The organism is Dactylosporangium maewongense (genome assembly GCF_039531485.1).
GTDB lineage: Bacteria > Actinomycetota > Actinomycetes > Mycobacteriales > Micromonosporaceae > Dactylosporangium > Dactylosporangium maewongense.
The window spans coordinates 100,745-115,091 of sequence record NZ_BAAAQD010000015.1; the positions used below are offsets into that span (position 1 = coordinate 100,745).

General features: G+C 72.6%; 7 protein-coding genes. 2 read left to right on the plus strand and 5 right to left on the minus strand.

Annotation, left to right across the window (positions count from 1 at the left end):
- Positions 1–21: 21 nt before the first annotated feature.
- The 5 genes from ABD332_RS33850 to ABD332_RS33870 are packed head-to-tail and all read right to left on the minus strand — an operon-like array spanning position 22 to position 8,414.
- Positions 22–2,841, minus strand: coding sequence for a glycosyl hydrolase family 95 catalytic domain-containing protein (locus ABD332_RS33850; protein WP_344506447.1), 2,820 nt, complete (start codon positions 2,839–2,841; stop codon positions 22–24).
- Positions 2,838–5,438 (minus strand): hypothetical protein, encoded by a 2,601-nt coding sequence (locus ABD332_RS33855; RefSeq protein WP_344506449.1) that lies wholly within the window; start codon positions 5,436–5,438, stop codon positions 2,838–2,840. Before ABD332_RS33855 ends, ABD332_RS33850 begins: the two co-directional genes overlap by 4 nt.
- Positions 5,435–6,259, minus strand: a complete 825-nt coding sequence (locus tag ABD332_RS33860; RefSeq protein ID WP_344506451.1) for a carbohydrate ABC transporter permease — start codon at positions 6,257–6,259, stop codon at positions 5,435–5,437. The genes ABD332_RS33855 and ABD332_RS33860 overlap by 4 nt, the downstream gene beginning before the upstream one ends.
- Positions 6,256–7,146: a carbohydrate ABC transporter permease gene (locus ABD332_RS33865; protein WP_344506453.1), complete on the minus strand. Its 891-nt coding sequence runs from the start codon at positions 7,144–7,146 to the stop codon at positions 6,256–6,258. The genes ABD332_RS33860 and ABD332_RS33865 overlap by 4 nt, the downstream gene beginning before the upstream one ends.
- A complete protein-coding gene (locus ABD332_RS33870; protein ID WP_344506455.1) occupies positions 7,143–8,414 on the minus strand; it encodes an ABC transporter substrate-binding protein in 1,272 nt (423 codons plus the stop codon). The genes ABD332_RS33865 and ABD332_RS33870 overlap by 4 nt, the downstream gene beginning before the upstream one ends.
- 172 nt (positions 8,415–8,586) lie before the next feature.
- On the opposite strand from ABD332_RS33870, the gene ABD332_RS33875 reads away from it, so the two are divergent.
- Positions 8,587–9,591, plus strand: coding sequence for a LacI family DNA-binding transcriptional regulator (locus ABD332_RS33875; RefSeq protein ID WP_344506457.1), 1,005 nt, complete (start codon positions 8,587–8,589; stop codon positions 9,589–9,591).
- 132 nt (positions 9,592–9,723) lie between these two features.
- Positions 9,724–14,301 (plus strand): LamG domain-containing protein, encoded by a 4,578-nt coding sequence (locus ABD332_RS33880; RefSeq protein ID WP_344506459.1) that lies wholly within the window; start codon positions 9,724–9,726, stop codon positions 14,299–14,301.
- Positions 14,302–14,347 lie beyond the last annotated feature (46 nt).

Sequence of the window (14,347 nt, forward strand, 5' to 3'; positions counted from 1 at the left end):
CCTGGGCGGGTCAGGCGCGGGTCAGGCGGGCACGATCTGGTAGGTCGCCCCCGACTGGGTCGGGAACGACACGGTGCCGTTCGCGGTCGTGTGCGCCACGGTGCCGGCGCCGGCCCGGGTGACGGTCACCGGCTGCGTGCCCCACGGGTTGAGCAGGGTGACCTGTCGGCCCGCCTGCGAGACGATGTCCACGTAGGACACCCGGCCGGCGCTGAGCCGGCTGGACACCAGGAAGGCGCCCTTCTCGCGCAGGTTCACGAAGCTGGCGTCGCGGGTCGCCGGCCACACCGGGAAGACCCGGATGACGCCGTCGTCGCTCTGCAGCAGCAGGCTGTCGACCGCCTCGACGGCGCCGGACTTCTCCAGGCCGTGGGACGGGTCGACGATGCGCAGGTTCGGGCCCTGCTTCTGGATGATCTGCGCCCGCAGCTGGTCGATCAGGCTCTGCGCCGGGTAGCCGGCTCGGGCCGCCTGGGTGAAGACCTTCGGGAAGCTGTTGTCCTGGCCCCACGAGTTCATCGCGTTGAGGGTGTCGATCGCGGCCTGGCGTTCGGCGGCCGGCGAGGACAGCCCGAGCGCCTCGCCGGGGTGGATGAACTCGAGGTTGACGGTGTTGTCGCCGGGATGGATCGCGCGGGTGTCGCTGCCGCTGATGGTCCCCGGGTCCGCGACGGCGTAGACGGTGCGCCCGTTGACGACGGTCGTCGGCTGCGGTGGCAGGTGCGCCAGGAGGTTCTGCCACGTCGCCCGCAGCGACGCGTCGGTGTTCAGCTCGACGGACGCGTCGACCAGCGCGGACAGCAGCGTGCGCAGCATGCCCAGGTCCGGGCTGGAGTTGCGACCCCACAGGCCCTCGTGCGGCCCCGACCAGAGGTTGTACCGGCCGGTCGCCGGGTCGAGCTCCAGCCAGCTGGAGAAGAACGCCGCCACCTCCTTCAGCACCGGGTAGGCGGTGTTCTGCAGGAACGCGCGGTCGCGGGTGTAGTCGTAGTAGGCCAGGTACTGCGTCGCCACGAACAGGGCGTTGCCGACCTGCTGGTGGTAGTTGTCGTCGGCGGTGGCGCCGTACGGGGCGATGCCGACCGGGAACAGCAGCCCGGCCGGGACGCCGCCGGACGGGAAGCGGCGGCTCACGTAGTCGGGCTTGACGCGGTTGAGGTCCTGCCGGGCGCGCCGCCGGGCCTCGGGAAGATAGGCGGCGACGAGGTCGAAGTACGGCTGGGCGAGGTCGGTGCGGTTGCTGGAGTACACGCCGTAGAAGTTGGCCATGTAGTTGTAGTTGAGGTGCATGTCCCCGCTGAACTGCGGGGAGTCGCTGGTGGCCCAGATGCCGTAGAGCCCCGGCGACAGCCGGCCCGGGCGGATCGAGGAGCCGAGCAGGTAGAGGGCGCCGTAGTAGTAGCGGTGCAGGACGTCGTCGCCGACGTTGAGGTAGGAGCGCAGCCAGTAGCCCTTCCACCAGTCCACGTGGGACGTGTAGAGGCCGTCAAGCGCGGCGCCGGTCTGCGCGCCGGCGAGGGACTGGGCGGCGGCCGCGGTGCCGGTCGGGTTCTGCCCGCCGCCCGCGACGGCGGTGACCAGCCGGACGGTCTGGCCTGGGGCGAGGTCGAAGGTCAGCCGCGCGGTGGCACCCGACGCGGACGGCGTGCCGGTCACGGTGCCGCCGACCAGGCGGGTGGCGAGCGATGCCTCGGAGACCCAGCGCGGCCCGGTCGGCGTTCGGCGGGTCGCCCACAGCGTCTGGCCGGACACGCCCGCGGTGTTGGTGAAGCCGGAGCGGGCGTCGACGGCGCCGGCGAAGGTCTCCGCCTTCAGCGATACCGTGGTGGTCCCGGTGGACTGCAGCTGCGTCACCACGAGGTTGCGGTCGGCGGCCGTCCACGTCCGCATGGTGACGGGCTGGCCCGCGAGCGTCATCGTGGTGTCGACGTCGCCGCGCAGGATGTTCTGCTCCTCGCGGAACGCGCCGGACGCGGGTGGCGTGCCCGGCCCGGTGCCGGGGGCGTAGAGCTCCAGCTGGCCGATGCGGGCCCGCGGGTTGGTGCTGGAGTCGGCGGTGGTGCCCTGGGTCGGTTCGGTGATGTTCAGCCGGACGTAGCGCACGGTGCGGCTCGTGACGGTGCGGTCGGTGACGGCGGCCGTGTTGTTCGTGACGGTGTCCGCCGTCGCCCAGGCCGACCCGTCGGTGCTGGTCTGCAGCGTGAAGTTCCTGGTGTTGTTGGCGGTCTCGGCGGGGCGGGCGGCGCTGTCGTGCCGCACGACGTACCGGTCGAAGGTCTTCGCGGAGCCGAGGTCGAGCGTCAGCGTCTGCGGCTTGCCGATCTGCGAGACCCAGCCCTCGTAGCCGCTGCCCCACTGCCCGCTGACCGCGCGCGGCGGCGGGAAGTCCGGATGTGCGCTGGTGGCGGTGGCGGTCGCCCCGAGCGCAAGGTTGCCCGACGGGGCAGCGGCGGCGGGCGCGATGGTGACGCCGCCGAGCGCGACGAACGACGGGTTGGGGTTGCCGGCCCAGAAGTCGCCCTTGGAGACGTAGAAGGTCTTGGCGCCGGCGCTGCCGCCGGAGGTGACGCCGATGTCGCCGTTGCCGAGCAGGGCGGTGTTCGGCATCGAGCGGCTGATCGCGCCCGCGGCGTCCGGGCTGGTCCAGACGCCGCGGATCGGACCGACGAGGTTCTGCACGTCGGTCCACTGCTGGGTGGGGGTCGGGGTCGCCGCGTGCGCGGGTGGGGCGGAGGAGACGGTGACGAGCGCGGCGACGCCGGCGCCGAGCAGTGCGGTGCCGGCGGCGGTCAGCCGGCGGCCCTGCCGGTGGTGCGGTCTGTGGTTCGGGCGGTGGTTCATGTGCGCTCCCTCATCGGCGGAATGGACGAGCGGTTGTTGCCGGGACTGGTACGGGCGGGGCGCCGATCCCCGCGGTGAACGTCAGGACCGAATGGTCCGAGCAGGATGGCCTCGGTGGCGGCGACACCGGCGTTGCTGTCGCGGTTGGCGACGCCCCGCTCGGCGACGCGGAAGCGGCCGCCGCCGACCGCCTCCATCGCCTGCCCCCACAGCCCGCCGGAGGTGGCGGCGTGGATGCGTGACAGCAGGGCCTCGGCGAGGTCGGGCCGGCCGAGGCGGCACAGGCCGTGCGCGGTGGCGCCGGGCCATGCGCCGAACGCGCCCGCCGCGCCGTGGTCGGGGCGGTCGGAGCGCGGCGCCACCGGGTCGTCGGGGGCGAGGGCCCGCATCCAGTCGCCGTCGACGAGGTGGGTGGCGGCGAACTCGACCATCTCCGCGCGGACGTGCTCGGGCAGGTCGTCGGCGAGCTCGGCGGCGACCAGCGCGAAGTCCAGGACGTGGCCGATCGTCTCGTCGCCCTCCGGGTGCGCGATGCGCCAGCGGCCGCCGCCGGCGTACTGGCCGAGGACCGCCGCGGTGAGCGCGTCGGCGTCGGCGTCGGCGCGGGCGGCCTCCACCGACAACTCGGCAGACAACTCCGCCGCCGTCTCGTCTTCGGTGGGCAGCCGGCGCAGCAGCCCCGCGAGACTGCGCAGCATCCCGGCGTGGGCGGCGTTGAGCGACACGACCGCGTCGCGGTAGTTGGGCACGCACTCCAGCAGCTCCCACGGGTCGCGGCCGAAGTCCATCAGCACCCCGTCGCCCCACCGCGCGCGGGCCGAACGCGGGCGGTAGGCCATCGCCCGCAGGTGGTCCAGGACCGTCGCGGCGCCGGCCTTCTCCGGCAGCAGGGCGAGGTCGCCGGTCTCCGCCAGGTACGCGCGGACGGTGCGGAACAGTGCGTAGTCGTTGGCGGCGTAGTGGTTGCCGGTCGGCAGCAGGTTGCGGGTGTCGAAGGAGTGGCAGCGCTCGTACGGCTGGGCGAGCGCGGCGAGCAGCCAGGCGCGCAGCGCCACCGGGTCGAGGCGGGCGGCGGTGTGCGGCCACTCCGACTGGTCCCAGAAGAACGTCGTGGTCGCCCCGAGCCGCGGGCCGCCGGTGAGGTAGACCGGGCCGATCGGGCTGACACCCGTGTTGCGCAGGTAGACGGCGAGCAGCACGCCCAGGTGGTACGTGCGGGCGAGGCCTTCGGGGGCGCCGTCGAGGACCGGGAGGTGGCCGGAGAACACCGCGTTGCCGGGGGTGAAGGCACTCGCCCAGGTGGCGCGCCAGCGGTCGGCGACGGCGGCGTGCTCGGCGGCGAACCGGCCCGCCGTGTGCCGGGCGGCGCGCAGCGCGTCCGAGCGGCCGGTGGCGAAGGTCAGCACGACCCCGAGCTCGGCAGTCCCGCCGGGGGCGACGGTGACGGTCCAGCCGGCGACCGCGCCGCCGCCGAGCGGGTCGAGGCGGTCGGGTGGGGTGGCGAAGGCGTACGCGGCGAAGGCCGGGCTGCCGCCGTCGGCCACCACCACCGCCGTGTCCTCGATCTCGGGCCGCCACCGGTGCGCGCCGTCCCAGGGCTCGGTGGTCAGCACGGCGCCGCCGGCGTCGAGGGAGGCGCCGTGGTCGCCGATGTGGACGCTCAGCCCGTGCCAGCGCCCGGCCGCGAGCGCCTCGCCGCCGGTGACGAGCTCACCGCCGGCCCGCAGCCACGGCCGGCCGTCGGTGAGGCCGAGCTGGACGGAGTCGGGGTGGTTGCCGTGGGTCAGGATGACGCCGCTCTGGCCGTCGGCGTCCGGGCGGAACTGCAGGCTCAGCGTCGCGCCGGGTCCGAGCGCCACGGCCGGGAGGCGGTGCTCCTCGTCCACGGCACGGATCCGGAACGTGCCGGGGGCGGCCGCGAGGCCGCGGACGCTGCCGAGGACGGCGGGTGGCCGGACGCGGCCGGAGTCGGGCGCGGTGTGGTCGGGCAGCTCCGTCGACAGCAGCATCGGCTCGGTGTCCTCGTCGCGCTGGATGCCCGGCGGGCGGGGGCGGCCCAGCCGCAGGTGCCGCGGCTCCGCGGCGTGCAGCTGCACCTGGCGCGGCGCGTCGGCGAGGACCTCGGCCCGCACCCGTTCGGTGGCGAAGTGGTCCGGGTAGTGCCCGGCGCTCCACGGCGCGCCGTAGAGCCAGCCCCAGCCCGTCTCGCTGTGCGCGATCGGCGCCAGGAGGCGCTGCTCGACGTCGACGGTGACCGGCCGCTCCCCCGGGTTGTGCAGGCGGACCCGCCACAGCACGGCGTGCCGCTCGTAGCCGAGCCGCGTGTCGGTCTCGACGGTGAGACCGGCGGCGGTGCCGGACCGGGCGACGCCCCACGGCGCCCAGCGGAACCGGTCGGCGGCGACCACCCGGCCGGCGACGCGCAGGACGCCGGTGTGGTAGCCGCCGGAGAACGGTGGCATCGCCAGCCACGACACGGACGTGAGGTCGGCGTTGACGTGTGCCTGGCCCCACTGGTTGCGCAGCGACGGCAGGTGCGCGAGGTCGGCGGCGGGCATCCAGTCCCCGGCGAGGTCGTCCAGCGGCGGCGCGCTCACTTCGTCGCCCCGCTCATCAGGCCGTGGATGAACTCGCGCTGGCTGACCAGGTAGCCGGCGACCGGGATGACCGCGGCGAGGAACATGATGCCGAAGAGCTGGCCGTAGTCGGTCGAGTAGGTGCCGAGCGAGAGGTAGACGCCGGTGGTGATGGTCTGTCCCTTCAGCGGGCCGAGGATGAACAGCGGGTTGAGGAAGTCGTTCCACACCCACAGGCCGAGGAAGATGGCGACGGTCGCGGTGGCCGGGCGCACCATCGGGAACACCACCTGCCACCACACCCGCAGGTCGCCGGCGCCGTCGACCCGGGCCGCCTCGACGACCTCCCGGGGCACGCCGCGCAGGAAACCGACGTAGACGAACACGGCGAAGGACAGGTAGCCGCCGCCGACGTTGGCCAGGATGAGGCCGGCGTACGTGTGCTGCAGCCCGACACTGTCCAGCAGCCCGACGATCGGCAGCAGCACCACCTGCGGCGGCACCATGAGGCCCAGCGCGAAGACGGCGAGCAGCACGCCCTTGAGCCGTGGCGGGCGCTCCGAGATGTAGAAGCTCAGCGCGCTGGCCAGCGGCACCAGCACCGCGACGGACACGGCGGTGACGACGACGGAGTTGATGAGGCCGACCTGGACGAGCAGGTCCGGGCGCTGCAACGCGCGGGTGAGGTTGGTCAGCGTGAACGGCGCGGGCGGGGCCGCCGGGTTCGCCAGGATCTGCCGCTGATCCTTGAACGCGTTGACGAGGGCCAGGTAGATGGGCAGGCAGAAACCGAGGGTCGCCAGCGCGGCGAACACGGTCTGCGGGTGGAGACGTCGGATCACAGCCGGACCTCGCGTCGGCGCAGCAGGGACGTGACGGTGTACGCGATCCCGGCGGTGAGCGCGAGCAGCAGCATGGCGATCGCCGAGGAGTAGCCGAAGAGGTTCTGCGTGAACGCGACCTCCAGCAGGTAGTACGCGGTGGACTGGGTGGTGTTCGCCGGGCCGCCGCCGGTCAGCACCGCGATGACGTCGTACAGCTTGAAGGTGGTGATCAGGCAGAGGACGACGTTGATGGTCATGCCGGGCGCGATCATCGGCAGCGTGACGGCACGGAACCGTTGCGGTGCGCTCGCGCCGTCCATCCGCGCGGCCTCGTACAGCTCCGGCGGGACGGTGCGCAGCGACGCGGAGTACACGACCGTCGCGAACGCGATCGTCGCCCAGCTCACGACGGCGCAGATGGACACGGTGGCGAGCCGGGTGGAGCCGAGCCAGGCGACCGGTTCGCCGCCGAGGCCGACCTGGCGCAGGGCGGCGTTGAGCAGGCCGTTCTGGGTGAGCAGGCTGCGCCAGATGAACGCCACGATGACGCCGGAGAGCACCTGCGGGATGAACACGAGCGTGCGCATGACCCGGTAGCCGGTGGTGTCGCGGTTGAGCAGCAGCGCGAAGGCCAGGCCGAAGACGTTGGCCACCACCGTCACCACGACGACGACCAGCAGGGTGAACTGCAGCGTGCCGCGCAGCCGCTCGTCGCGCAGCAGCTCCGCGTAGTTGGCCAGCCCGACGAAGCTGCTGCTGGTCTTGAGCGGGTTGCGGTCGGTCAGGCTCAGCGCCGCGCTGCGGCCGAGCGGGTAGAGCAGGAACAGCACGTACAGGCCGACCGCGAGCCAGGCGATGGCTGCGAGGCCCCGGCCCTGCCGCCGCCGCCGGGCCCGCGCCGTCACTTGGCGGCCTTGTCCCAGGCGGCGTCGAGCGCCGCGAGCTGTCCCTTGACGTCGTCATTGGTGAACAGCTGCTGCGACAGGGCGTAGAACAGGTCGGCGACGCCGGGTGGCAGCGCGTCGTCGTTGTTCACCCAGCCGATCGAGCTGACCTTGGCGGTGCCGTCCTGCACGAACCGGTAGCAGTCGGTGAACAGCGGCGTGACCTTGGCGCCGAAGTCCTCCAGCTGCACGGTCTTGAGCATCGGGAAGGCGCCGTCGGTCTCGATGAGCGTGCGCAGGTTCTTCGGCGACAGCGACCAGGCCTTGGCGAACTCGGCGGCCTTGGCGGCGTTGGCCGACTTCGCGTTGACGCTGGTCGTGCCGCCGACGTTGAACGGCACGACCGGCCGGCCGTCCTCGGTCGGCAGCAGGAACGCGCCGAAGCTCGCGGCCTGGGCGGCGGAGACCTGGCCGATGAACCAGCTGCCCATGAGGTACATGCCGGCCTTGCCGTCGAGGAACTGCTTGTTGGCGTCGGCGTAGTTGACGCCGAGCGCGCCGCTGCCGAACGCCCCGGCCTTGACGAGGTCGCGCTGCCGGGTGACGGCGGCGACGACGTCGGCGTCGGCGAAGTGCGTCCGGCCGGCGTAGCGGTCCTTGATCCAGTTGGGGTTGCGGCCGAGCACGTGCGCGCTGACCAGGCCGACGAGCGGCATGCTGGCCGACCACGGCTCGGCGCCGGCGAGCTGGATCGGGGTCACCCCGGCCGCCTTGAGCCTGGCCACCACGTCGGTGAACTGGGCCCAGGTCGCCGGCACCGCCAGGCCGTGCTTGGCGAAGAGCTCCTTGTTGTAGAAGACCATCGGCAGGATCTGCGAGTTGGTCGGCGGGATGTAGGTCTTGCCGCCGATGGCGTTGCCGTCGGGCTGCAGGAAGTTGGACTCCAGCCACCCCGGCTCGAAGGGCTGCAGCAGCCCGGCCTCGAGGAAGTCCTTGGGGTTGATGGAGGCGAGCACGTCGGGGAACTGGCCGGACGCCTGCAGCTGCTTCGCGTAGGCGTTGCGGTCGCTGGTCGGAGCCACGATCTTCTTGACGGTGACGCCGTCGAGGCCCTTGGTGGCGTCGGTGATCGAGTCGTCCCAGAACGTGGCGGTCAGTGCCGGGGTCTCGAAGGTGAGGAACGTGATCGTCGGGCCGCCGTCGCCGGTCTCGCCCGGCGAGCAGCCGGTCGCGAGCAGCGTGGCGGAGGACAGTGCGGAGATCAGGACCGTGCGGCGGGTCAATGACATGGAAACCTCCGGGATAACGTCCGCCCGGGCCGGCAGGAGCTACAGCGGTGGCGGCCGTGCGGGAACCTTACGACCGCGAAACATCGGATGTCAACGCTCCGACGACGCCTCGGGATAACGTTGTCTGAGTGATCTCGCCTATGATCGAGCCGCAGACATGGGAGGATCAGACATGACCGAGCGCCGCAAGCGGCCGACGATGAACGACGTCGCCCGGCACGCCGGGGTCGCGCTGCGAACGGTCTCGCGGGTCGTCAACGGCGACCCGACCGTCGGCGCCGACTTCGCCTACCGGGTGCACGCCGCCGTCACCGCCCTGGGCTACGTGCCGGACGAACGCGCCCGGCAGCTGCGCGGCGGCAGCAGCGGCCTCATCGGCGTCGCGGTGCGCAACCTGGCCGCCGGCCATCCGGTCCTCAGCTCGCTCGACGCCGCCGCCCGCGAGCACGGCTACACCATCCTGGCCACGGCGACGGCCGACGAGGAGGACCGCGAGCGCGAGGTCGTGCAGTCCATGTGCCGCCACCACCTCGACGGGATCGTGCTGGAACCCGTCGGCGACAACCACCAGTACCTCACCCGCGAGCTCGACGCGGGCACGCCGATCGTCGCGTTCGACCGGCCGGCCGGTGGCATCACCGCCGACACCGTCATCTCCGACAACGCCGCCGGCATCGGCACCGCCTTCGGGCACCTGACCTCGCACGGGCACCGCCGCATCGCCTACATCGGCGACGCGGAGCGCATCTTCACCGGCCGCGAGCGGGCCGCGGCGTTCCGGGCCTGCATGGCGGCGGGCGGCGAGCCGATCACCGGCCGGGTCCACCCCGGGCCCGTGGAGCCCGCCCGGATCGCCGCGGCGCTCGACGAGGTGCTGCGCGGCCCGCGGCCCGCGACGGCGCTCATCACCGGCAACGCCTCGACCACCCTGGAGGTGCTGCGCCACCTGGGACCGGACGCCGGCACGCTGGCCATCGTCGGCTTCGACGACTTCCCGCTCGCCGACCTGCTGCGCCCCGGCGTCACCGTCGTCGCCCAGGACAGCGACACGATCGGGCGGACCGCGATCGACCTGCTCCGCCTGCGCGCCGCCGACCACGGGCGCCCGGTGCAGACGGTCACGGTCGACGTGCGGCTCATCCCCCGCGGCTCCGGCGAGCGCCCACCCCCGGACTGACGCCGATCCGCGGTGCGGGTGTGGCGGTGTGCCGACATCGCGGGCATCGATTGACATGGCGGGTGCGCGGCCCCTACGTTTCGCTCACTTTCACTTTCGCGGGGGCTCATAGTGATCAAGTTCTGTCGTTCCGTGCGCAGAAACCGCTCATTCGCCGTCACCACTTCGCTCACGGTCGCCGCGGTCGGCACCGTGGTCGCGCTGGCGGCCGGCGCGCCGGCCGGCGCGGAACCCGCGCCTACACCAACAGGGCAGCAGTCCACGAACCAGCGGGCGGCCGAGACCGCCGCCATCCGGCAGGCCGTGGACAGCGGCCGCGACGTCGAGGTGCAGGGCTCGAAGTCCGAGCTCGCCCGGGTCGTGGCCACGCCGCGCGGGACGCTGGTGCGGGAGAGCTATGCGGTGCCGCACTGGACGAAGAAGGACGGTACCTGGCGGCAGATCGACCTGAACCTGCACCGCGACGGTGCGACGATCGCGCCGGCGGCGTCGGTGGCGGACGTGCGGTTCTCCGCCGGCGGCACCGAACCCCTCGTCACTCTCAACGGTGCCGGTGGTGCGCTCAAGCTGACCTGGCCGTCGAAGCTGCCCGCGCCGCGGATCGAGGGTGACACGGCGGTGTACGAGTCGGTGCTGCCGGACGTCGACCTGCAGGTGCAGTCCACTGTGGAGGGCTTCGGCTACTCGCTGATCGTCAAGACCAGGCAGGCCGCGGCGAACCCGGCCCTCGCCAAGCTGAAGTTCGGTCTCACCAGCACCGGCTGGTCGCTGCGGAACAAGCCGGGCGGCGGCTACGAGGCCCGCGACAGCGCCGGGAAGGTCACCGCCTCCGCCGGGCAGGCGCTCATGTGGGACTCCGCCGGCGTGCCGAGTGCCCAGCGGTCCCTCACCGCCGGCCAGAACTCGGCGCTGCGGCACGTGCCCGACAACGCGCGCAAGGCCGACCTCCCGACCACCGTCGAGGGCGGATCGCTCGTCATCGTCCCCGACGCCGCGATGCTCGCCGACCCGAGCGTCACGTACCCGGTCGTGATCGACCCGTGGACCGGCGTCGGCCGCGCCCGCTGGGGCTACACCAACTCCACGAACGCCAACCGCGACGACGGCATCGTCCGCGTCGGCGTCAACACCGACGGGTCCGGCACCTACCGGTCGTTCTTCGCGTTCGACCTCAGCTGGCTGCCCGGCAAACAGATCCGCGGCGCCAAGTTCATCACCACCATGACCCACTCCTGGTCCTGCACCGCCACCCCCGTCAGCCTGTACCGCACCGGCGACCTCACCACGAGCGGCAAACAGACCTGGTCCGGCCCCGCCCTCAACCTGTTCGTCGAGACCAGGTCCGGCAACGCCCACAAACCCTCCACCGGCGCCGGCTGCGCCAACGACCCGCAACCCAACATGTACATGGAGTTCTCCAACCAGACCCTGGTGAACGACGTCATCAACTTCGGTCAGGGCCGCGGCAGCTACACCCTGGGCCTGTCGGCGCGTGACAGCGACGGCACCGACGAGAGCACCGGCAACCGGTGGAAGAAGTTCGACCAGGCCTCCACCGCCATGTCCATCGAGTACAACAACCTGCCCAACACACCGCAGGCGTCGGCGCTGACGACACACCCCGACTACACCGCCGCGGGGCAGGCCTGCGCCACCGGCAGCGGCCGGCCGACCGTACGGTCGACGGCGCCGTGGCTCAAGGCCAGCGTCTCCGACCCCGACGGCGACCAGAGCGGCCAACTGTCCGCGTCGTTCGCGCTCCAGCAGTGGAACGGCACCGCCTGGACCGCCGTCGCCGGCTGGCCGAAGAGCGACACCGGCGTCCCGTCCGGGACCCTCGCCGAGGTGGGGGTCCAGGACGGCACGATCACCGGGTCGATGGCCCGCTGGCAGGTGCAGGTCAGCGACGGCCTGGGCGGCAGCTCGGGCTGGTCGCCGTGGTGCGAGTTCACGCTCGACATCACCCCGCCCGGCACCAGACCGACCGTCGCCGCGGCCGACGGCCTGTACCTCGAGTCGCCGCCCAACGACACGATGCGCGGCTCGGCCGGGCGCAGCGGCCAGTTCACCTTCGGCGCCAACGGCGAGACCGACGTCGTCGACTACGAGTACCAGCTCGACGCCGGCCCGAAGTCGTGGGTCAACGCCGTCACCACCGGCGGGACGGCCACGGTCTGGGTCACCCCGACCCACGTCGGCGAGCACGTCCTGACGGTCCGCTCCCGTGACGGCGCCCAGAACGCGTCGCCACCGAAGGACTACCGGTTCCTCGTCGACGTCCCGGCCGCGCCGAAGGCCGTCTGGAAGATGGACGAGGGCAGCGGCACCAGCCTGGCCACGTCGCCGGCCGGCGGCCCGGCCATGACGGCGGCCAACGGCCCGGCGTGGACCGACGGCCGCGTCCCGGGCACGCACGCCGTCACCGGCAAGGACCGCGGTCTGCGGTTCGACGGGGTCGACGACCTCGCCGCCACCGCCGGCGCCGTGCTCGACACGTCGAAGAGCTTCAGCGCCGCCGCCTGGGTCCGGCCGACCGGCGGGCTCGACACCACCCGCACCGTCCTGTGCCAGGAAGGCGCCTCCGCGTGCGGGTTCGCGGTCACCTACGCCCCCGCGCCGGTCAACCGGTGGACGCTGACCATGTACGGCACGGACACGGTCAACGCGCCGGTCGCGCAGACGACGTCGGGCGCGCCGCCGGTGCTCAACCAGTGGACGCACCTGGCGGCGTCGTGGGACGCCGGCACGAAGACCGCGAAGCTGTACGTGAACGGCATCCTGGCCGGTCAGTCCACCCGCGCCACGAACTGGAACGCCACCGGGGCGCTCCTCGCCGGCCGCGGCAAGCTCAACGGATCCCGGACCGGCACGTTCCTCGGCGACATCGGCGAGGTCCAGGTCTGGGACCGCGTGGTCGTCCCGGCGCTCGACCTGAAGCCGCTCGCCGCACCCGTCACCACCGGCGACTGGGACATGGAGGACTACACCACCGCCGAGCCCCGGCAGGTCACCGACAACAGCAGGTACCAGCACCCGCTGACGCTGTCCGCCGACCCGACCGTGACGTTGTGCGACGGGTACAACTTCAGCACCGGCCTCTGCTTCAACGGCACCTCCGGCGTCGCCACGGCCGACCCGGCGGTGCGCACGGACCAGTCGTTCGCGGTCGAGGGCTGGGTCCGGCTCACCGACACCACCGTGTCCCGTGCCGCCTTCTCCCAGCAGGGCAGCCGGGGCGCCGCGTACACCGTCCGCTACGACAAGACCGCCAACCGGTGGTCGTTCGCGGTCACCGGCGCCGACACCGACACCCCGACCGTGGTCCAGGTGAACTCGCTCGCGGCGCCGCTGCTCAACAGCTGGACCTATCTGCAGGCTGTCTACGACGCCCACGCCGGACGGATCCGGCTGTACGTCGACCGGCAGTTCCAGAGCGAGGCGAGCGTCGCCGCGGTCTGGAACGCCGGCGGCACGTTCAACATCGGCCGGACGCTGCGGGCCGGCGCCGCCGCGGAGTTCTTCGCCGGCGACATCGACGAGGTCCGAGTGGTCACCGGCGTCGCACAGACGCAGACCCCGGCCGGCTACTACCAGACGATCACCCCGACCCGGTTCCTGGACACCCGCAGCGGTCTCGGCAACGGCGGCAACACCGCGCCGATCCAGCCGAGCGGCACGGTCAGGCTGACGATCGCCGGAGCGAACGGCGTCCCGGCCGCCGACGTCACCGCCGTGGCGGTCAACGCGACCGTGATCTCGCCGACGGCATCCGGCTACCTGACGCTGTACCCGTCCAACACGCCGCAGCCGGTGACGTCGAACGTGTACTTCCAGGCGAACGCCGTGCTGGCCAACTTCGCGATCGTCCCGGTCGGACCGGACGGCACGATCAGCATCTTCAACGGCAGCGGCGGGACCGCGCACGTCGTGGTCGACGTGTCGGGCTACTTCACCTCCGACGAGGCGAAGGCGGGCAACAGCAGCTACCACTCGCTCCACCCGACCCGCATCCTCGACACGAGGTCAGGGCTGGGGGCGCCGACCGCCCCGCTGGCGGGCGGCAACACCATCGCGCTGCAGGTCGGCGGCGTCAACGGCATCCCCACCGGCATCACCGCGGTGGCGATCAACCTCACCTCGGCGAACGCGACCTCGGGCGGGCACCTCATCACCCGGGCCGACGGCACACCCCTGCCCACCGTCTCCGGGCTGCAACTGACCACCGGTGTCGTGCTCGCCGACCTCGCGATCGTGGCCGTGGCCGGCAACGGCAAGATCGACATCACGATGCAGGGCGGGGTCGGCAGCACCGACGTCGTCGGCGACGTGGTCGGCTACTTCGCCGCCGGCACGAGCGGCAGCAAGTACCACGCGGTCAGTGCCACCCGGCTGCTGGACACCCGCCAGGACAACACCCCGGTCGCCGCGTTCGGTGTCCGGTCCATCGGGCAGGGCCCCAACGTCATCGCCGACGACGCGACCCTCGTCCTGAACTTCACGGTCACCCAGGGAACCACCGCGGGGTTCGCCGTGGCCTACGCCAGCGGCACCACCCCGCCCGCGGCCTCCACCATCAACTGGTTCGCCGGCCAGACGATCGCCGCACTGTCACTGCCGAAGACCGGCGGCGGGGTCACGGACTTCTACAACGCCGGCAGCGGCAGCACACATCTGGTGGTGGACTGCCTGGGGTACTTCTCCAGCACCTGACCGCCGGCGCTCGGCGGGGGCGGTCAGGTGATCCATCCCTGTCCCC

What these genes read in the sequence shown, in the direction of transcription:
- ABD332_RS33870 (WP_344506455.1), bottom strand. Translation starts at nt 8,414, where the DNA reads ATGTCATTGACCCGCCGCACGGTCCTGATCTCCGCACTGTCCTCCGCC.
- ABD332_RS33875 (WP_344506457.1), top strand. Translation starts at nt 8,587, where the DNA reads ATGACCGAGCGCCGCAAGCGGCCGACGATGAACGACGTCGCCCGGCAC.
- ABD332_RS33850 (WP_344506447.1), bottom strand. Translation starts at nt 2,841, where the DNA reads ATGAACCACCGCCCGAACCACAGACCGCACCACCGGCAGGGCCGCCGG.